Source organism: Pseudotabrizicola formosa (assembly GCF_002900965.1).
Taxonomy (GTDB): Bacteria; Pseudomonadota; Alphaproteobacteria; order Rhodobacterales; family Rhodobacteraceae; genus Pseudotabrizicola; species Pseudotabrizicola formosa.
Map to the genome: position 1 here is coordinate 42,254 of NZ_PJOM01000005.1, position 20,650 is coordinate 62,903.

Here is a 20,650-nt window from a genome sequence, read left to right on the forward strand (position 1 = left end):
CCCCCGCACCTGTAGGGCCAATTGTACCAGACACAAAGTGCGGACCCGACCCGAGGCACATCGGGCGGGGGAACAGGGTCATGGGAGGCTATCGAATGGCGTTTCTTTTGGCGATCTCGCGCGGGATCGACCGTTTCAACGAGATTATCGGTCGCGGCGTGGCCTGGCTGATCCTTCTGTCGGCTTTGGTGAGCGCCGGAAATGCGGTAATCCGCAAGGTCCTGAACACCTCGTCAAATGCCTGGCTAGAACTTCAGTGGTATCTGTTCGGCGCCGCCTTCCTGCTGGCGGCCGCCTATACGCTGAAGCAGAATGAGCACATCCGCATCGATATCCTGTACGGCACGTTCAGCCGAAAGACTCAGCACCTGATCGACCTGTTCGGGCATGTGTTCTTTCTGATGCCCTTTGTCCTGTTGATGACGTGGTACTTCTGGCCCTATTTCACCCAGAGCTTTTTGAATCAGGAGGTGTCGACCAATGCCGGCGGCCTGATCATCTGGCCGGCAAAGCTCCTGTTGCTGGCGGGATTTGTGCTGCTCTCCGTTCAGGGTGTATCCGAAATCATCAAGAAGATCGCCATTCTTCGTGGCCTGATTGAAGATCCGCACCCGTTCGTGTCGACCCAGACGCTGGCCGAAGAAGAGGCCCTCGCGCTCATCCAGGACATCAAGAAATGATCGAATTCATCGCCCATTACCTGGCCCCGATCATGTTCCTGTCGCTGATCGGTTTTCTGCTGATTGGCTATCCCGTTGCCTTTGCCCTTGCGGCAAACGGGCTGTTGTTCTTCTTCATCGGCGTCGAGCTTGCCCCCTATTCCAATGGGCTGATCACCCTGAACTGGCCGTTGCTGAACACGCTGCCGTCGCGGTTCTGGGGCGTGCTGTCGAATGAGACGCTGCTGGCGATCCCGTTCTTTACCTTCATGGGCATCATTCTTGAACGCTCCGGCATGGCCGAAGACTTGCTGGACACCATCGGACAGGTGTTCGGCTCCATCCGGGGCGGGCTGGCCTTTGCGGTGGTGTTCGTCGGCGCGCTTCTGGCGGCGACGACAGGCGTTGTGGCGGCCAGCGTCATCGCCATGGGCCTGATCAGCCTGCCGATCATGCTGCGCTATGGCTATGACCGCAAGCTGGCCACCGGTGTCATCGCCGCGTCGGGCACGCTGGCGCAGATCATTCCGCCCTCGCTGGTTCTGATCATCATGGCCGACCAGCTGGGGCGGTCGGTCGGTGACATGTACCGCGCGGCGCTGGTGCCTGCACTGCTGCTGACGGCGATGTATACCGCCTATATCGTGGTGCTGACGATCATGCGCCCGAACGCCGCTCCCGCCCTGCCGCCCGAGGCGCGCACGCTGGGCAACGGTTTCCGGTCGCTGTTTGTCGCCGTGGCGGCTGTGGTGGCGATCAGCTACGGTGCACATGTCTGGCTCTATGAAAGCCAGGGGGGCAATGCCGATATTCTGGGCGTCGCGGTTGGCGTGATCGTGGTCTACTTCTATACGCTGGCTGACAAGGTGCTGGGTATGAACACCATGTCCCGGCTGGCGCAGCAGGTGATCATCGTGATGATTCCACCGCTTGCCCTGATCTTCCTTGTGCTGGGCACGATCTTCCTCGGCATCGCCACCCCGACCGAAGGCGGGGCCATGGGGGCTGTCGGCGCGATGATCCTGGCGGCCGTCAAGGGCCGTCTGAACTTTGGCGTGGTCAGCCAGGCGCTGGCGTCCACCACGCGGCTGTCGGCCTTTGTCTTGTTCATTCTCTTGGGCAGCCGGGTGTTTTCGCTCACATTTTTCGGGATCAACGGCCATGTTTGGGTCGAAGAGTTGCTGACCTCATTGCCGGGCGGCGAATACGGCTTTTTGTTCATCGTCAACCTGATCGTGTTCTTCCTGGGGTTCTTCATCGACTTCTTCGAGATCGTGTTCATCGTCGTGCCGCTGATCGTTCCGGCGGCAGAAAGCCTTGGGATCGACCTGATCTTTCTTGGCGTGATCCTTGGGATGAACATGCAGACCAGCTTTCTGACACCTCCCTTCGGCTTTGCGCTATTTTACCTGCGGTCCGTCGCCCCGCGTGGGTCTTATATCGACAAGCCGACTGGGCGGAGGATTGATGGGATCAAGACCACCGACATCTATCGCGGCGCGGTGAACTTTATCGCGATTCAAGTGGTGATGATCCTGATGGTCGTGCTTTTTCCGCAGATCGTAATGCACTACAAAGGGCCCGTGATCGACAGTTCTGACGTGCAGATCACCCTGCCGCAAGGCGGGGGGCTTGGTGGTGCGCTCGGCGGCGGCTTGGGCGGCGGGCTGGGTGGCGGCGGGCTTGGGGGAGGCGGTTTGGGCGGTGGCCTTGGCGCGCCGGGCGGTGGGCTGGCCCCAGGGGGTGGCACACCTGCGCCGCTTTCTCCGGCAATTCCGGCACCAGCACCTGCGGTCCCGGCACCTGCCACGCCTGCAACGCCGGCACCCGTAAACTGACTCTGGCGGCGTACCCGCCCCGATGCGGGGACGCTGTTCCGAACCAAAAGGCCCCGGGTTTCCCCGGGGCCTTTGCATTTCAGGCACTGTCTGGCACCAGGATCAGATCTTGCCGTTGTTCTTCTGGATCATCATGAACGTATCGTAGTTGTATTCCGCGATCTGCGTCCACTGATAGAAATCGCCGCGGAAGGCCTTGATTGAATCCCACAGCGTGGCAAATCCCGGATTTCCGGCCGATGTCTCCGCATAGACCTCTTCTGCGGCGTTGAAGCACGCTTCCAGAACTTCGGGGGTGAAGGGGCGCAACTGCGCACCTTGGGCCACAAGGTTTTTGACCGCGGTCGGGTTCTTGTGGTCATAGGACGACATCATGTCCATATTGACGGCCTGACAAGCGGTGCGCAGCAGCGACTGATAATTCGCAGGCAGCGCCTCATAGGCGGTCTTGTTGAACATGAAGTGAACCGTCGGCCCACCTTCCCACCAGCCGGGATAGTAGTAGTAGGGTGCAACCTTCACAAAGCCGAGCTTTTCATCGTCGTAAGGCCCGACCCATTCCGCCGCATCGATGACGCCACGTTCCAGAGACGGATAGATGTCGCCACCGGCGATCTGCTGCGGAACCACGCCCAGTTTTGACATGACCTGACCGGCAAAGCCGCCGATCCGCATCTTCAGGCCTGACATGTCGGCAACAGTGTTGATCTCGCGCCGGAACCAGCCGCCCATCTGCACCCCGGTATTGCCACCCGGGAAAGCGACCAGCCCATGCTGTTCGAGGAAGTTGTTATAGAGGTCGATACCGCCCCCGTAATAATGCCACGCATTCATGCCCCGCGCCGACAGAGAGAACGGCACCGCCGCCGCAACGGCATAGGACGGATCCTTGCCGAAGTAATAATAACCGACGGTGTGGCAGGCCTCGACGCTGCCGGCACCGACTTCGTTCGCGGCCTCAAGGCCAGGAACCAGTTCGCCAGCCGGAAAGACCTGAAGCGTGAAGTTGCCGTCTGTCGCCTCGCTCAGATACTTTGACAGCGTGTCAGCGCCCCCATAGATCGTGTCGAGTGATTTCGGGAATGACGATGTGAGCCGCCAGTTCACCGTCGGCGTGGTCTGGGCGACCAGTGGCGCGGCAAGCGTGGTTGATGCCGCAATCGCAGATCCGCCAATCGCCGCCTTACGAATAAAAGAACGTCTGTCCATGAATAGGTTACCTCCCCTTCGTGAAGTGCCAGGGTTCTGCCCGGTCACTGTTTGGTGCGCAAAGCCTAGTGAGGTTTGCGCCACAAGCAACCAAAATTGCGCGCTTTTGCGCCCGGTTTCGGGGGAAAATAAAAGGTGTCAGGGTGCCGCATCAGACAGGGCTCGCAGCGCTGTTTCTGAACCCGCATTTATGGCTGCATCGCGCGCCAGAATGCGCCGATCTCGCGGCCGTTTCTGTGCAAAAGATGAAAAAGCGGCAGGGCCCGTTCTCCTGGCCCTGCCGCACTGTCTCCGTCTCAGCCGATGATGTCTGTGAATGTGGCCGACGGCCGCATCACGGCAGCAACCTTCGCCTCATCGGTGTGGTAGTATCCGCCCAGATCCGCCGGGGTACCCTGCGCGCGACCAAGCTCCGATACGATCACCGCTTCCTTTTCGGTCAACGCCTGCGCGATCGGTGCGAAATGCGCAGCAAGCTCGGCATCTGCGGTCTGTTCTGCCAAGGCGCGGGCCCAGTACAGCGCGAAGTAGAAATGGCTGTCGCGGTTGTCCTTCTGGCCCACCTTAGCCTGAGGCGAATGGTTGTGGTCCAGAACGCCCTGGGTTGCGACATCGACCGCATCACCCAACACGCGGGCCTTGGCATTGCCTTTTGCCTCGGCCAGGAACTTCAGGCTTTCGCCAAGCGCACAGAATTCGCCAAGACTGTCCCAACGCAGGTGGCCTTCCTCGACCAGCTGCTGCACATGCTTGGGTGCTGACCCACCGGCCCCAGTTTCGAACAACCCGCCGCCGTTCATCAGCTTGACGATCGACAGCATCTTGGCGCTTGTTCCCAACTCCAGAATCGGGAACAGGTCGGTCAGGTAGTCGCGCAGCACGTTTCCGGTAATGGCGATGGATGTTTCACCCTTGCGGATGGTTTCCAGGGACAGGCGCGTTGCCTCGCGCGGGGCGAGGATCTGGAACTTGTCGGCCACACCCGCCGCCGCCAGCAGGGGTTTGACATAAGCGATCAGCTGGGCGTCATGCGCGCGGGTTTCGTCCAGCCAGAAGATGGCTTGGCAGTTTTCGGCTTTCTGGCGCGAGATTGCCAGATTGACCCAGTCCTCGATCGGAGCCTTGCGGGTAGAGGCGGCGCGCCAGATATCGCCGGCCTCTACGCTGTGCTGGTGAATCACATCACCGTTTTCCAGCACCATCCGGACGGTGCCATCGGCCGGAATCAGGAAGGTGGTCGGATGTGAGCCATATTCCTCGGCTTTCTGCGCCATCAGGCCGACGTTCTGCACTGTGCCTGCGGTTGACGGGTCAAGCGCGCCGGTCTGCTTGAAATAGCGGATCGCTTCGTCATAAACCGCTGCATAGCTGCTGTCCGGGATCACGCAGTTCGTGTCGGCCGGATTGCCGTCCGGACCATAGCCCTTGCCTCCGGCCCGGATGAGCGCCGGGATGGAAGCGTCGATGATGACATCTGACGGCACATGCAGATTGCTGATGCCCCGGTCGGAATTGACCATATACATCGGGGCTCGGTCTGCGATCACGGCATGAATCTGCTCGGCGATGGCCTTGCCTTCCGGCATGTCTGCAATCCGTTCCAGCATGGCACCAAGGCCCGAATTGGCATCGACCCCGGCCGCAGCAAGGGCCGGGCCGTGCGCGTCGAACACCGGCTTCAGGAATTGGCGCACGGCGTGGCCAAAAATGATCGGGTCAGAGACCTTCATCATCGTTGCCTTCAGATGGATGGAAAACAGCACCCCCATCTGTTTTGACGCGTCGATCTGTTCGGCCAGGAAGGCGTCAAGCGCGGCAGCTGACATGTAAGTGGCATCGACCACGGTGCCTGCGGGGTAGGATAGCTTGTCTTTCAGCACGGTTACGGTGCCATCTGCCGCGACATGTTCGATCCGCGCCGCCCCGGCCTGCCCAGCGGTAAGCGTCACTGAGGTTTCGTTCGACCGGAAATCTCCCGAGGCCATGGTGCTGACGCAGGTCTTGCTGTCTGCCGACCATTTGCCCATCGAATGCGGATTGGCCTTTGCATAATTCTTGACTGCAATTGCCGCGCGCCGGTCAGAGTTGCCTTCGCGCAGGACCGGGTTCACGGCAGAGCCCTTGATCGTGTCGAACCGGGCACGCACCGCTTTTTCCTCGGAGGTTTGCGGATCTTCGGGGTAGTCGGGAATGTCATAGCCTTGCGACTGCAGCTCTTTCACGGCAGCCATCAACTGCGGAACAGAGGCTGAAATGTTGGGCAGTTTGATGACGTTGGCATCTGGGGTTTTCACCAGATCTCCAAGCTCTGCCAGATCATCGGATTGCTTCTGCGCCGCCGTGAGCCGATGAGAGAATGCAGCGATGATCCGGCCTGCAAGCGAAATGTCCTTGACGCCCACCGAAACGCCCGCCGCCGCAGCAAAAGAGCGGATGATTGGCAAAAGCGAGGCAGAGGCAATCTGCGGCGCTTCGTCAACCTTGGTGTAGATGATGTCGGGAGTGGAATTGGCCATATCGTGAACCTGTCCTGTTTCGGTGCAAATGGTGTGACATTTCGTTAGCAGCATGCGGAAGGCGCGTCAGTCCCCAGAAAGCATGTCCGGGTCGAAAATTAGCCGAGCAGCCGGTTTTCGACGGTGCGCAGATGTGAGCGCATGGCATTCTGGGCGCTGTCGGGGTTGCGGCCGGCGATTTCATCCACAATCCGGAGGTGTTCTGCGAAACTGGAATGGTCTGTGGGCGGGCGTGTGCCGCTGCGCACCATTCGACCCCAGGACACCATACGCCGCAGCATGTTCAACTGGTCAAACAGCGCCAGCAAGGTGACGGATCCGCTGCTTTCCGCGATCAGACGGTGAAACTCGTTGTCGAGCGCTTCGTACTCTCGCCAGGTCGCGGCTTTCACGGCGCGATCGATGTTCAGGCGCATCTTGGAAATCGCTGCGGCAGAGGCATGCAGCGCCGCCTCACGGGTGATGGCAGGCTCAAGCGCGGCGCGTGCGCGCAGCACGTCCGCCGGGCTGACCTGCTGTGCCAGTTGCCCGAACGTATCCGCCTGCCCAGAAGAATGGGGGGCATCGGTCAGGAAGGTGCCCTTGCCGACATGGCGCCAGAGGCGGTTTTCTTCCTCAAGCACCTGCAAGGCCCGGCGCAGTTCGGCGCGGTTCAAGCCCAGATCTGCGCAAAGTTGCCGTTCCGGAGGCAGACGCTCGCCCGGTTTGAAGGCCCGGTCCGCAATATAGGCGCGCAACTGGGCCAGGGCGGCGGTACCGGATACGCCCGCTTCGCCCCCCGAGGGGCGTGCAAAAACGTCGGATTGCGATGGGATGTCATTTGGCATGCGCATTCAATATCTGAATTGGTTTGTCACGTCCAGAATGATCATGATTGATTTGGTGGTCGGAATCTGTGATCAAGGCGTGCCGCTGCACAAGGAAATGTTGCCATGTCAAATTACGCTTTCAGTCCACCGTCACCTGTAACTCTGCCGATCGAGGGGTCAGATGTCCTTTTCCCCGTCCGGCGGGTCTATTGCATCGGTCGGAACTATGCCGCCCATGCAATCGAGATGGGCCATGATCCCGACCGTGAGCCACCGTTCTTTTTTCAGAAGAATCCCAACAACTTGACCACCGGCGATACCTTTGCCTATCCGGATCAGACCAGCGATGTGCATCATGAGATCGAGATGATTGTCGCGCTCAAGTCTGGCGGCAAGAACATCCCGCTGGATCAGGCGCTCGATCACGTTTTTGGCTATGGCGTTGGCCTGGACATGACCCGGCGGGACCTGCAGGGCAAGGCCAAGGAAATGGGCCGTCCGTGGGAAATTGGCAAGGCTTTTGAAGAGTCGGCCCCGGTGAGCGCTTTGCGCCCGGTGTCAGATGTGGGTCACCCTGATGCCGGATTGGTTCAGCTCAAGGTCAATGGAGCGGCAAAGCAGACGGGTGATCTTAACCAGATGATCTGGAAAGTGCCGGAAATGATTTCGTATCTGTCTGATTACTTTGAACTGGCCGCGGGAGACGTGATCATGACCGGGACCCCGTCCGGGGTTGGCGCTGTGGTCCGTGGCGATGTGATGGACTGTCACGTTGCGGGCGTTGGCGACCTGAAAATCACAGTCATCTGAAGACTGTCGCTCTGAAGCCAAGGCTGTCAGCCTGCAAAGGCTGGCAGCACTCTCTCGCGAACGGACACCAGATGGTCACGCATCCGCAACGATGCCACCTGACCATCGCGGGCAAGAATTGCCGCGCAGATCGCATCATGTTCTGCAAAGCTCCGATGATCTTCCGGCGGCTTGCGGCTTGTTCTTGGCTGGCCCCAGACGGTGGATCTGCGCACCACGTTCAGAATGTCGAACAGGTAAATCAACAGCTTGTTGTGCGTGGCCTTGGCGATGGCATAATGCAGATTGTTGTCCCAGGCTTCATATATCCGCCAGTCATTCGCAGCATGGCATTTGTTGCTGCAAGACCGAATCTCTTCAAAATCGGCCCTTGTCCCGTAAAGTGCCGCCAGCCTCGCCAGTTCCGGTTCAATGACCAGACGCGCGGCAATGACCTGCGCCGGGCTTGCCAGCTCTCCCAGATAGGTCGCATCAGCAAGATTGAGGACCGGTCGCGCCCCGATGAAGGTGCCGCGTCCGACATGGCGCCAGATCAGCCCGTCTTTTTCCAGTTCCGCCAGAGCTTTGCGCAAATCCCCGCGCGTGACGCCAAACTGTTGCGCCAGCACACGCTCGGGCGGAAGTCGGTCGTTATGCTTGAACTGCTCGGCGGTCACATAGCTCATGATCCGCTCTGCAAGCAGCCGTACACCGGTGGAGTCCATCTGCACCAATCCTTTTATTGGTTATGCCAAAATTCTATGCATATGGCATAAACGTGGATAGCGTAATCCTCAGGAATGCGAATCCGTTCAGGTAGGTAGAGAACGGCAAACCAATTTCACAAGCAGAAAAGCCGGTCGGCGGCCAAAGTTCAAGGCGACCGCTCGTCCCTCATCCCTGACCAAGAAAGACCCTGCATATGCGCTTTGCGACCCTTCAGACATCCACCGGGCCGACCTGTGCGGTCCAGTTGAGCAACGGCCACTTTTTGCCGGTATCGGGTGCTTGCAAGGCCGCGGGTGTGGCGGACTCCGCCCTGTTGGACGGAAGCCTTCAGGTCCTGATCGAAGGCGGGGACGCGGCACTGTCTGCGGTCGCTGATCTGGTGTCGCGCGCAGAGGCAGAAGATCCTGCGCTGGCCAGCCTGATTGTCTCGGCACCGGTCTTGCTCGCCCCGCTGCCGCGCCCGCGAAAGAACGTGTTCTGTGTCGGGCGCAATTATGCCGAACATATCGCCGAAGGCGCGCGGGCCCAGAATACCAAGGTGGCCGTGACAGAGGTGCCCGTGTATTTTACCAAGCCCTGCACGGCCGTGATCGGACCGAATGCGCCAATTCCTGTCTTTCCCCATGTTTCCGAACAGATCGACTATGAGGTCGAGCTTGCAGTCATCATCGGAAAGCCGGGCCGGGATATTCCGAAAGACCGGGCCTATGACCACATCTGGGGCTATACAATCCTGAACGACATCACGGCGCGCGATGTGCAGCGCCGCCACGGCGGCCAGTATTTCAAGGGCAAGGGGCTGGATGGGTCCTGCCCGCTGGGGCCGGTTGTGGTCACGCGGGACGAGATGGCCGATCCGCAGAATGTCGGGTTGCGCACCCTGGTCAATGGTGCGGTGCGCCAGAACAGCACCACGGCGCTGATGATCTTCGACATCCCCACCCTCATTGCATCCCTCTCCGAAGGGCTGACACTGGAGCCGGGCGACATTCTTGCCACCGGCACGCCTTCGGGCGTGGGCTATGCGATGGAGCCGCCGTCTTTTCTGAAGGATGGCGACACGGTGGTTTGCGAAATCGATGGAATCGGGCGGCTGGAAAACCCGGTCCGCACCGCTTGAAACGACCCGGCCGGAAGAGCCGGGCGTCTCCGAAGTCTGAACATGAAATTCTGGGAGGAATGGAAATGCTGAATAGACGGATCTTCACGACGGCAGTGGCAGGCGCGATGGCGCTGTCGGTCTTTGGCGCGGGCTCTGCAGCGCTGGCACAAGAGCTTACGAAAGTAACCTTCGTGCAACCAAGCCCGTCGGCCATCAACTCGTTCAACGTGTTTGTGGCCATCGGCGAAGGCTATTTTGCCGAAGAGGGTCTGGATGTGTCGGTCGAGGCGATCAACGGGTCCGGTGCGGTGTTGCAGGCGCTTGCGTCCGGCCAGGCCCAGTTTGGCCGCCCCGGTCCCGGCCCGGTTCTGGCGGCGCGTGGGCGCGGTGAGGATTTCGTCTTCATCTACAACTTTTCCGCCAAGTCGAATTTCGGTGTCGTGGTTCCGGCCGACAGCCCGGTTCAAACCCCCGAAGATCTGCGCGGCATGGTGGTCGGCACCGGCACCGCAGATGGGGCTGAAGTGGGCTTTGCGCGCAACGTGATGTCTGGGTCAGGCATGACAGATGGCACCGATTACACCTTCCTGACGGTTGGAGATGGCGGGCCGGCGACGGCAGCGTTTTCATCGGGTGAAATTGCTGCCTATTCCGCCTCGGTGGCAGATGCCGCGATTCTGAATCAGCGTGGCGTATCGGTGCGCGATATCACGCCACCGGAATTCAGCCGCTTTTTCGGCAATGGTTTCGTGACCTCGGGCGCGCTGATCCGTGACAATCCGGACCTGGTGGAGAAATTCGTCCGCGCGATTCACAAGGGACATGTCTTTGCTTTGGATGACGCAAACCGTGAAACGGTTCTGGCCCATCTGGCTGCCGGAAACCCGCAGGAAAGTGAAGACCCGGCCTTTGCTGCTGCCCTGTTTGACGCGGTGAAAGACAAGACAATCCCGGTCGATATGGCAAATGGCTATGGCTATCAGCCGCCGGAAGTCTGGGAAGAATGGCAGGCGACACTGATTGCCGGTGGCGATCTGACCGGCCCGCTGCCTGATCTGACGGCGGCCTACACCAACGACTTCACGCTCAAGGTCAACGGGAGCGCGAACTGATGCAGGCTGCCGCAGCCATGACCGATCAGGCCACCCCGGTGCGAGAGCCTGTCTACCAGCTTCGCAATGTGGGCAAGACCTATGCGCGCAATGCGATCACGGCTTTGGAAGGGGTCAGCATGACCCTGACCAAGGGTAGTTTTTCCTCTGTGATCGGATCGTCAGGCTGCGGCAAGTCCACACTTTTGAAGATCATGTCAGGTCTCATCCCGCCCTCCACGGGGCGGGTTGTGCTGCAAGGCCGCCCCGTCACCGGCCCTCGCCGCGACATCGGCATGATGTTCCAGCAGGCCGTGCTGTTTCCCTGGCGGACCACGCTGGAAAACATCGTGCTGCCAATTGAAATCCGCGATGGCAAAGCCGCCGCCAAAGCCGCCGAGGTCCAGGCGCGCGAGTTGCTGGAACTGGTCGGCCTGAAAGGGTTTGAAAACACCTACCCGTCTGAACTGTCCGGCGGCATGGCGCAGCGCGCCTCCATTTGCCGGATGCTGATCACCCAACCCGCCGTGCTGCTCTTGGATGAACCGTTCAGCGCATTGGATGAGCTGACCCGAGACTTCATGAATATGGAGCTGCAGCGGATCTGCACGTCGCGCGGTGCAACGGCCTTTCTTGTCACCCACTCGATTCAAGAAGCGGTTATCCTGTCGGATGTGGTCTATGTGATGAAGCCCCGTCCCGGTCGGGTGGCCGAGGTGGTGCCCATCGACCTGCCGCGCCCGCGCACGCTGGACATGATGACCACGCCAAAGTTCGGCGCATTGGTCGAACATATCCGCAGTGCTTTGGATAAGGAGGCGTTCAAATGAGCAATCTGGAAACCATCGCAGACCGTTCGCCTGCAGCAGAAGATGATACCGTCTGGACCGAACACTCAAGCTGGATCGACCGTGTGCCCCGCGCGATCCAGATGCTCTTCGTCTTCGTGGTCTTTGTGCTGTTATGGGACACGGTCACCCGGTTTGGGTTTGTCAGCCCGATCATCCTGCCCACACCGCTTGAAACTTTCAACGACCTGATCTTTGTCGGCAAGAACCTTGTCACTGGCGGCTATATGCTGCCCGCGCTCTGGATCACGCTGAAAGAGGTGTTCTACGGCTTCCTGCTGGCCATCGCGATTGGCTTCACGCTTGGGGTCATCGTGGGCGAAACCGCCTTTGGCGAGCGGGCGATCATGCCCTATCTGGTGGCGATTGATACCATGCCAAAGGTTGCTTTTGCGCCCTTGTTTGTCGCCTGGCTTGGCTTTGACATTGACAGCAAGGTGGCCTTGGCCGCGTTCATTGCCACGTTTCCCATTATCGTTGGCACAGCTGCGGGCCTGCATGCTGCCGATACCAACAGCCGCAACCTGTTCAAGACCATGGGGGCCACCCGCTGGCAGACGCTTGTGAAAATGAAGTTGCCCATGGCGCTGCCACAGGTCTTTACCGGGTTGAAGATCGGTTCGGTGGGGGTGATGGCCGGGGCGATCACCGGCGAATTCCTCGGCGGCGGCAAGGGTTTTGGCGAGCTGATCCGCACCGCTGCCAGCCAATTGAACACACCGCGGGTGTTTTCACTGATCCTGTACCTGTCGGTAATCGGCCTTGGACTGTTTGCCTTTGTTTCCTGGGTCCAGCGGCGCTTCGTGTTCTGGCACAAAGAGCGGGTTTCGGCCGGGGGAGAATAGGCCATGTCCACCGTTGCTGTCGAAGCCCTGACCGGCTTTGCCACCCGCGCCTTCATCAGCCTTGGTGTCCCAGAACGGGATGCCAAGGCGGTGGCCGGTCTGATGGTCGAGGCCGATCTGCTGGGGTATGACACCCACGGCCTGTTCCGATTGCGACAATATGTGAACCGTCTGCGGGACGGCGGCTGCAACCCGCGCGCGCAGCCCCGGCTGTTGCGTGAAACATCTGCCACGGCGCTGTTGGACGGTGACAATGGTCTAGGCCATCTGGCCATGGCGCTTGCCTGTGATCTGGCAATGGTAAAGGCGAAATCGGCGGGCATCGGCTGGGTTGGTGTCCGGGGCGGCAACCATGCGGGCCCGGCGGCGCTCTACGTCAGGCCGCAGGCGGCAGCGGGCATGATCGGCATCTGCGCTGCGGTCGGCAGCGCCAATCATGTGGCCCCTTTTGGAGGCAGTGATCTGTTGCTGGGGACAAACCCGCTGGCCATCGCCACCCCTGGCGGCGAAGATCCCTTTGTGCTCGACATGGCGACAACCGTCGCTGCGGTCGGCAAGATCAAGACCCTTGCCCAGCGTGGTGAGCCGATGCCAGAAGGCTGGATGGTCGGGCGCGACGGGAAACCGCTGACAGATCCTGCACGCCGCGATGAAGGTTTTCTTCTGCCGATCGGCGGGCCCAAGGGCTACGGGCTGGCCATGGCAATCGGTTTGCTGGCGGGAACATTGAACGGCGCGGCGTTCGGCACCGATGTGGTTGATTTTACGACAGATACGGCCACGCCTACCAACACCGGTCAGTTTGTCGCCGCAATAAACATTGCGGCCTTTGGCGACCCCGCCGCCTTTATCGCCGCCGCGACCCGAGCCTTTTCCCAGATGCGGGCGTCAGATCCGCTGCCCGGCCACGAACCGGTCCGTGTGCCAGGGGATGGTCGAGAAGCGACCCGCGCGCGCCATCTGGCCAACGGCGTGCCAGTCCACCCGTCATTGCGCGCAGAACTCGGCCGTATTGCGGCTGACCTTGCCATCGCGCCAGTTTAGGCGCGCCGTCCCTCTTGCACAGGCAGATGATCCGATGACAGACACCATTGCCTCCCTTCTTGCCTCCGCCCGCCCCGATGCCGCCGCCATCGGAGCGCCTGACAGGGCTTGGCTCACCTATGCGGACCTCGCGGATCAGACCCGTCGCACCCTGGCGGCCCTGCATGCAGCAGGCGTCGGGCGTGGGGACCGGGTGGCCATTGTACTGCCCAATGGCCCGGAAATGGCCTCGGCTTTCGTCTGCATTGCACAAGGTGCCGTGACCGCGCCTCTGAACCCGGCTTACAAGCTGGACGAATTCGACTTTTACCTGTCAGACCTCAAAGCCCGGGCCATCGTCTTGCCCGAAGGCTATGACGGCCCTGCGCTAGAGGCTGCACATAAGCACAACCTTGCCATCCTGCGATTGTCCTTTGCCGATACCGACCCGGCAGGCCAGTTCACCCTCACGGCGCAAGGCACGACCGGGGCGGCACCAGATACCGCGCCGGCCGGGGCCGATGACGTGGCCCTGATCCTGCACACCTCGGGCACCACATCACGCCCCAAGATCGTGCCGCTGCTTCAGCGCAATGTGGCGGCGTCGGCCCGGCACATCGGTGCCTCTCTGGCGTTGGTGCCGCAGGACCGGTGCCTGAACATGATGCCGCTGTTTCATATTCACGGCCTGATCGCGGCGGTTCTGTCCAGTCTTGCGGCCGGGTCTTCGGTCTGGTGCACCCCAGGTTTTGACGCGATGCGCTTTTTTGGCTGGCTCGATACGGCGCGGCCCACGTGGTATTCGGCAGTGCCAACGATGCATCAGGCCATCTTGCAGCGCAGCGCGCGCAACGCCGAGATTCTTGCCCGGTCCCCTTTGCGTTTTCTGCGCTCGTCTTCGGCCAGCCTTCCTGCGCAGGTGATGCTGGAACTTTCCGCGACCTTCAAAGCACCGGTGATCGAGGCTTATGGCATGACCGAAGCCGCGCATCAGATGGCGTCCAACCCATTGCCGCCGCGACCTCAGAAGCCTGGGGCCGTCGGCATTGCGGCTGGTCCGGCCCTGAGAATCGCACATGAGGTGGAAGATCATCTTCTGGAGGGCGGAACGGGTGAGGTTGTTATCTCTGGTCCGAATGTTACACCCGGCTATGAAAACAACGATGCCGCCAATGCCAAAGCGTTCTTTGAGGCCGATGGCCTGCGCTGGTTCCGCACCGGTGATCAGGGCGCGCTGGATGATGAGGGCTATCTCACCCTGACAGGTCGATTGAAGGAGATCATCAATCGCGGCGGTGAAAAGATCAGCCCGCTCGAAGTGGATGGTGTGCTCATGGATCACCCTGCAGTGCAGCAGGTGGTGACCTTTGCCCTGCCGCACGCCAGTCTGGGCGAAGAGGTCGCCGCCGCTATCGTGCTGCGTGAGGGGCAGGAGGTAGACGAAGCCGCCCTGCGCGCCTTTGCCGCCACGCGACTTGCAGCCTTCAAGGTGCCGCGCCGCATTGTCATCCTGCCGGAGATCCCGAAGGGAGCCACAGGCAAATTGCAACGCATCGGCCTTGCGCAGAAACTGGGGCTGGCCCCCTGACTGATAAGCTGTTTCTAACTCTCTCCGCCGGAGGCACCGCCATCCACCACAGGTGCAGCCCTCTGGCCTCATGTGTTTCGGAGTCCCTATGAAAATCTGCATCTTCGGCGCGGGGGCCATCGGTGGCTATATGGGGGCCAAGCTGGCCGCTGTCGGGGCCGATGTGTCGCTGGTGGCGCGTGGTCCGCATCTGGCGGCGCTGCAATCCAAGGGTCTGACACTGATTGAGGATGGCCATACCAGCACGCATAAGGTGCGCGCCACCGATGATGCGCGCAGCCTTGGCCCGCAGGATTATGTCATCCTCACGCTGAAGGCGCATTCGGTGCCGGGTGTGGTGGATCAGATCACCCCTCTGCTCGGGCCTGACAGCACCCTTGTCAGTGGCGTCAACGGTGTGCCTTGGTGGTATTTCCATCGCCTTGGAGGCCCCTATGAAGGCACACGTCTGGCCTCGGTCGATCCCGGCGATGTGCAGTGGAACGGTTTTGGCCCCGACCGGGTTCTGGGCTGCGTGGTCTACCCGGCGGCAGAAGTGTCACAACCGGGCACCATCACCCATGTCGAGGGCAACCGGTTTTCCTTGGGTGAACCCTCTGGTGAAAAATCCGCCCGTGCGCAGCAGCTGTCTGCGGCGCTGACGGCGGCGGGCCTCAAGGCCCCTGTGCGGCCCCGTCTGCGCGATGAGATCTGGGTGAAGCTTTGGGGCAACCTGTCTTTCAACCCGATCTCCGCCCTGACCCACGCCACGCTGGACGTGCTGTGCACCGATCCCGGCACCCGGGCTGTGGCGCGCGGCATGATGATCGAGGCGCAGGCCATTGCCGAAAAGCTGGGCGTGAGCTTTCCGATCGACGTGGATCGTCGTATTGACGGGGGGGCAGCGGTGGGCGCGCATCGGACCTCGATGCTGCAAGACCTGATCGCGGGCCGCCCGATGGAGATTGAGGCTCTGGTAGGCTCGGTGGCCGAACTCGGCCGGCTGACCGAAACCCCAACACCCACCATCGACACCGTTCTGGCGCTGACCCGCTTGCGGGCGCGTTGTGCAACGGGTTGACGGTACCAGGTCGATGCTGATTGCTGTGCCTTGCCAGCCTGCCGTGGTGCCTGCGGCGCAAAAGGCATGCCAGATCAGTCCCGCCGGGCGGTGCGCCGGAAGCGGATAGGACCGTCCACCTTGGCCCAGCCCAGGGTCAACCCCACTGCGTTCCTCCCCTTGGCGACGGCGCGGCTCCGCCTTGCGCTCTGTCTGACAGGCAGAAAAAGTTCGCGTTATAAACAGTTGTGCGTTAAGCGGAGGGTGGTTGCACATCTGTGACACAACTCTGCATCTGGGAGGCATGTACAATTGAGAAATTCAGACGAGATATGGGCCTTGGTCGACGCCAAGAAAGAGCGGTTCACGGCGCTGGCTGACCAGGTCTGGGATGTGCCGGAAGTGCTTTATGAAGAATATGAAAGCGCGCGGCTTCACAGCGAAGCGCTGCAGGCCGAGGGGTTCCGCGTCACGCCAAATCTGGGCGGCATCGCGACGGCAGTGATGGGCGAGGCAGGGCAGGGCGGTCCTGTCATCGCATTTCTTGGCGAATACGATGCCCTCCCGGGGCTGAGTCAACGCGCCGGGTCCGACAAGCCCGAGCCTTTGGTGAAGGACGGCAACGGGCATGGCTGTGGTCACAATCTTCTGGGGGCTGGTGCGCTTGCGGCGGCCACTGCCGTGAAGGATTATCTGCAACGTCACGGATTGCCCGGCCGGGTGCGTTACTATGGCTGCCCCGCAGAAGAAGGCGGTGCTGCCAAGACATTCCTGGTGCGTGACGGACATTTTGATGATGTCGACGCGGCCCTGTCCTGGCATCCGATGTCGTTCAATGGCATCATCCCGCCACTCACACTGGCGGTCAGCATGGTGGATTTTCACTTCACCGGTCGGGCGGCCCATGCTGCCGTCGCACCGCATCTTGGCCGGTCCGCGCTGGACGCAGTTGAGCTGATGAGCGTGGGCGTAAATTATCTGCGCGAGCATGTGCCTCAGGACAGCCGCATTCACTATGCGTATCTGGACGCAGGCGGCCGCGCCCCGAATGTGGTGCAGGCACAGGCAACGGTGCGTTACTCCGTGCGGTCCTTGCGTGCGGCAGACATGCGCGATCTGGTGGCCCGGGTGACCAGGATTGCCGAAGGTGCCGCCCTGATGACCGATACGCAGATGCGGTCAACCGTGGTCACGGCGATGTCGGAAATGCTCGACAACCCGCCCCTGTATCAATTGCTGCATCACAATATGGCGCGACTGGGTCCGCCGGATTTTGACGATGAGGATCGCGCCTATGCCAAAAGGATGCAGGCGACCTTGTTGCCCGAGGCCATCGCGGCCGCCTTCGCCGGTGCTGGTGTCGCACCGGACCAATCCGCCTTGCACGAAGGGTTGGTTCCGCTGAACGCGCAGGGGGTGCCAATGCTGGGGTCGACTGATCTGGGTGATGTCAGTTGGGTGGTTCCCTTTGCGCAAGCCGGGCAAGCCACCCATGCGCTGGGCACTCCCGGTCATACTTGGCAGATCACTGCGCAGGGAAAGTCACCCGCCGCCCACAAGGCAATGATCAATGTTGCCAAGGTCTTGGCATCGACAGCCCTTGATCTTCTGACAGAACCAAAGCACCTTGCAGCGGCCAAGGCCGATCATGCAGGGCGGCTGGCGGTCAACCCCTATGTGCCGCCACTGGCACCGGAGGCCAAGCCGCATGTGCCCTGACAAAAGGAAGGTTATCGTGACCCAGACCCACACGCGTCTTGCTGCGCTGCGTGCCATCATGCAGCAAACCGGCACCACCCTGACTGCTCTTGCGCCGGGTGCCCATATGCATTGGGTGCTTGGCTATCACCCGCATCCGGACGAACGCTCCACCTATCTTCTGGTCGGCCCGGAGTCGGCGGCGATGGTCGTGCCATCGGTCAATGCGCAGGATATCGGGTCACGCGTCGATGTGCCGATGCATGTGTGGACAGATGAAGACGGCCCGTCGGCCGCCCTTGGCAGCGCCCTTGTTGCGGTGGTGCCGGCAGGTGCAGTGCGGGTATCGCTGGATGAGACGATGCGCGCAGACGCAGCGCTTTTGCTGCTTGATCAGTTGCCCGCGGCAGAGCGTAGCTTCGCGACAGAGACCGTCGGTGCCTTGCGGATGCGCAAGGATGACGCCGAATTTTCTGCGCTGAAGGCCGCGGCTTTGGTGGCAGACCATGCCATGCGGGCGGGTTTTGCGGCTCTGCGCCCCGGCCAGACCGAAAGGCAGGTGGCGGATGCAATCCGTGCAGGCTTCGCGCAGAAGAACACGCCCTCGGCCTTTTGCCTGGTGGCCAGCGGCCCAAACGGGGCCTATCCCCACCATTCAACGGGCGAGCGGGTGTTGCAGACGGGGGATGCCGTTGTCATCGACATCGGCGGCACCACGGGCGGCTTTCCCAGCGACATGACCCGGATGGCCATCGTCGGCCACGCGCCCGAGGGTTATGATGCGGTGCATGCCGTGGTCGAGCGCGCGGTGCAGGCCGCCATGGCTGCAGCGCGGCCGGGGGTGGCGGCACAAGCGGTCGACAAGGCCGCGCGCGATGTGATCACACAGGCAGGATACGGTGAATATTTTGTCCACCGCACCGGTCATGGCCTGGGGCTAGAGGTGCACGAACCTCCCTATCTGACCGCCACTTCCGAGACGGTCCTGCAAGAGGGGATGGTGTTTTCGATCGAACCGGGCATATACATCCCGGGTCGCTTTGGCATCCGGCTGGAAGAGATCGTCATCCTGCGCAAGGACGGGCCGGAAATCTTGTCGTCCCTGCCACGCACAGCTTTTGTCGCGGCCTGATCGGTTTGCCGCGCAATCCGACAATCGCCCAAAAATAGGGCTTGATTTGGGCGCGCAAAGCATCGCTTAATCCGCACTTATGTTCGCCAAGCGCACGCTGGAATCGGGCGCGGTGAGACTTCCAACCGGAGAGGAAATGTCATGAAAAGAAGCCTGTTTCTGTCAACCGCACTTGCGGTTTTGTCCTTTGGGGCAGCAGCACATGCCGAAACGCTGCGCTGGGCGCTGGCCGGTGACGCGCTGACGCTTGATCCGCATGCGCAGAACGAAGGTGTGACGATCATGCTGCAATCGCAGATGATCGAGCCGCTGGTGTCCCGCGCCCCGTCCGGAGAGCTGGAGCCCACGCTGGCGACGGAATGGGCCGTCAAGGCCGATGACCCGAACGTCTGGGTGTTCAAGCTGCGCGAAGGCGTGACCTTCCATGATGGCGCAACCTTTGACAGTGAAGACGTGGTTTTCTCGATGGACCGCGCCCGGTCGGAAGCCAGCCAGATGAAAGGCATCATCGCTTCGGTCGCCGAAGTGCGTGCCACGGGCCCCTATGAGGTGGAAATCGTCACCAACGGTCCGAACCCGATCCTGCCGGCCTCGCTGACCAGCATCATGATTCTGGACAAAGGCTGGACCGAGGCAAACAATGCCGTCACCGTGCAGAACGTCGCGGCGGGTGAGGTGACGTTTTCCTCGACCAACGTGAACGGCACCGGGCCCTATATGCTTGTCTCGCGTGAAGCTGATGCGCGCACGGTGATGCGCGCCTATGATGGGTACTGGGGCAAGGACGCGTTTCCGCTGGCCTTTGACGAGGTGATCTTTACCCCGATCCAGAATGCATCGACCCGCGTGGCGGCCCTGTTGTCGGGGGAACTGGACTTCATTCAGGACGTGCCGGTTCAGGACATCGAGCGGGTGAAGGCGACAGCTGGCCTGAAGGTGGAAAGCTCGCCTGAAAACCGGTCGGTGTTCTTTGGCCTGAACGTCAGTGATACGCTGGTGGCTGGCAACATCGACGGCAAGAACCCTCTGGCCGATGTGCGGGTGCGTCAGGCCATCAACATGACGATCAACCGCGATGCGATCCGCGATGTTGTGATGCGTGGCCAGTCGGTTCCGGCTGGCATCATCATGCCGCCCTTCGTCAACGGCTGGACAGAAGAGCTGAACGCCTATCCCACCCCTGACATGGATGCGGCCAAGGCGCTGTTGACCGAAGCAGGTTACCCCAACGGCTTCCCGATCACCGTCGATTGCCCGAATGACCGCTATATCAATGACGAGGCGATCTGTCAGGCGACGGTCGGCATGCTGGGTCAGATCGGCATTCAGGCCCGCCTGAACGCCACCTCGAAGGCGCTGTTCTTCCCGCAGGTCAACGCGATGGAAACCGATTTTTACATGCTGGGCTGGGGCGTTCCGAGCTATGACTCGGAATACATCTTCAACTTCCTCTATCATACGCGTGACGAGTCCTACGGCAGCTGGAACAGCACGCGCTATTCCAACGCCGAGCTGGATGCGCAGATCAAGGCCATCGCGGCCGAGGTCGATCTGCCCAAGCGCGATGCACTGATCGCCGAGATGTGGGAAACCGCAAAGAATGACCTGGCCTATATCCCGGTACACCATCAGGTGTTGAACTGGGCCATGAAGGACACACTTGCCGTAACGGTAGATGCTGACAATCAGGCACGCGTGAAGTATTTCGCGCTGAACTGATCCTGCCTTGGCCACA

At 61.0% G+C, this 20,650-nt stretch carries 17 protein-coding genes; 13 read left to right on the forward strand and 4 right to left on the reverse strand.

Translation table 11 applies throughout. The features are described from left to right. Positions 1–95 precede the first annotated feature (95 nt). Positions 96–680, forward strand: a complete 585-nt coding sequence (locus CXR43_RS15445; protein ID WP_103335506.1) for a TRAP transporter small permease subunit — start codon at positions 96–98, stop codon at positions 678–680. After that, positions 677–2,497 (forward strand): TRAP transporter large permease, encoded by a 1,821-nt coding sequence (locus tag CXR43_RS15450; RefSeq protein WP_103335508.1) that lies wholly within the window; start codon positions 677–679, stop codon positions 2,495–2,497. The genes CXR43_RS15445 and CXR43_RS15450 overlap by 4 nt, the downstream gene beginning before the upstream one ends. A 102-nt stretch (positions 2,498–2,599) precedes the next feature. On the opposite strand, the gene CXR43_RS15455 is transcribed toward CXR43_RS15450, so the two are convergent. From CXR43_RS15455 to CXR43_RS15465, 3 genes are all read right to left on the reverse strand, one after another. Continuing rightward, a complete protein-coding gene (locus CXR43_RS15455) occupies positions 2,600–3,706 on the reverse strand; it encodes a TRAP transporter substrate-binding protein (protein ID WP_103335511.1) in 1,107 nt (368 codons plus the stop codon). A 296-nt stretch (positions 3,707–4,002) separates the two neighbouring features. Then, positions 4,003–6,222: an NADP-dependent isocitrate dehydrogenase gene (locus CXR43_RS15460; protein WP_103335514.1), complete on the reverse strand. Its 2,220-nt coding sequence runs from the start codon at positions 6,220–6,222 to the stop codon at positions 4,003–4,005. 98 nt (positions 6,223–6,320) lie between these two features. Then, a complete protein-coding gene (locus CXR43_RS15465) occupies positions 6,321–7,049 on the reverse strand; it encodes a FadR/GntR family transcriptional regulator (RefSeq protein WP_103335885.1) in 729 nt (242 codons plus the stop codon). Positions 7,050–7,154: 105 nt separating this feature from the next. Here CXR43_RS15465 and CXR43_RS15470 point away from each other — a divergent pair, with 105 nt between their 5' ends. Further along, complete coding sequence (locus CXR43_RS15470) at positions 7,155–7,841, forward strand: fumarylacetoacetate hydrolase family protein (protein WP_103335516.1); 687 nt, start codon at positions 7,155–7,157, stop codon at positions 7,839–7,841. Between the two features lie 26 nt (positions 7,842–7,867). On the opposite strand, the gene CXR43_RS15475 is transcribed toward CXR43_RS15470, so the two are convergent. Further along, positions 7,868–8,545, reverse strand: coding sequence for a FadR/GntR family transcriptional regulator (locus CXR43_RS15475; protein WP_103335519.1), 678 nt, complete (start codon positions 8,543–8,545; stop codon positions 7,868–7,870). 299 nt (positions 8,546–8,844) lie between these two features. Between CXR43_RS15475 and CXR43_RS15480 the strand changes: the two genes are divergently transcribed. The 10 genes from CXR43_RS15480 (at position 8,845) to CXR43_RS15525 (ending at position 20,634) form a co-directional block, all read left to right on the forward strand. Next, positions 8,845–9,669, forward strand: coding sequence for a fumarylacetoacetate hydrolase family protein (locus CXR43_RS15480; RefSeq protein WP_246831420.1), 825 nt, complete (start codon positions 8,845–8,847; stop codon positions 9,667–9,669). Between the two features lie 65 nt (positions 9,670–9,734). Continuing rightward, positions 9,735–10,763: an ABC transporter substrate-binding protein gene (locus CXR43_RS15485; protein WP_103335888.1), complete on the forward strand. Its 1,029-nt coding sequence runs from the start codon at positions 9,735–9,737 to the stop codon at positions 10,761–10,763. Then, positions 10,763–11,572 carry an ABC transporter ATP-binding protein gene (locus tag CXR43_RS15490; protein ID WP_103335525.1) on the forward strand — a complete coding sequence of 270 codons (810 nt, stop codon included), beginning with the start codon at positions 10,763–10,765 and terminating at the stop codon, positions 11,570–11,572. Before CXR43_RS15485 ends, CXR43_RS15490 begins: the two co-directional genes overlap by 1 nt. Next, positions 11,569–12,435: an ABC transporter permease gene (locus CXR43_RS15495; protein WP_103335528.1), complete on the forward strand. Its 867-nt coding sequence runs from the start codon at positions 11,569–11,571 to the stop codon at positions 12,433–12,435. Before CXR43_RS15490 ends, CXR43_RS15495 begins: the two co-directional genes overlap by 4 nt. A 3-nt stretch (positions 12,436–12,438) precedes the next feature. Beyond that, positions 12,439–13,479: an Ldh family oxidoreductase gene (locus CXR43_RS15500; protein WP_103335530.1), complete on the forward strand. Its 1,041-nt coding sequence runs from the start codon at positions 12,439–12,441 to the stop codon at positions 13,477–13,479. A gap of 34 nt (positions 13,480–13,513) precedes the next feature. Continuing rightward, complete coding sequence (locus CXR43_RS15505) at positions 13,514–15,046, forward strand: acyl--CoA ligase (RefSeq protein ID WP_103335531.1); 1,533 nt, start codon at positions 13,514–13,516, stop codon at positions 15,044–15,046. An 88-nt stretch (positions 15,047–15,134) separates the two neighbouring features. After that, the gene (locus CXR43_RS15510; protein ID WP_103335533.1) at positions 15,135–16,106 is read left to right on the forward strand and encodes a 2-dehydropantoate 2-reductase; all 972 of its coding nucleotides are present in this window, start codon (positions 15,135–15,137) and stop codon (positions 16,104–16,106) included. A gap of 318 nt (positions 16,107–16,424) precedes the next feature. Beyond that, positions 16,425–17,804 carry a M20 family metallopeptidase gene (locus tag CXR43_RS15515; RefSeq protein WP_246831421.1) on the forward strand — a complete coding sequence of 460 codons (1,380 nt, stop codon included), beginning with the start codon at positions 16,425–16,427 and terminating at the stop codon, positions 17,802–17,804. Positions 17,805–17,820: 16 nt separating this feature from the next. Continuing rightward, positions 17,821–18,915: a M24 family metallopeptidase gene (locus CXR43_RS15520; RefSeq protein WP_267134645.1), complete on the forward strand. Its 1,095-nt coding sequence runs from the start codon at positions 17,821–17,823 to the stop codon at positions 18,913–18,915. 141 nt (positions 18,916–19,056) lie between these two features. Next, positions 19,057–20,634, forward strand: a complete 1,578-nt coding sequence (locus CXR43_RS15525) for an ABC transporter substrate-binding protein (RefSeq protein ID WP_103335541.1) — start codon at positions 19,057–19,059, stop codon at positions 20,632–20,634. Positions 20,635–20,650 lie beyond the last annotated feature (16 nt).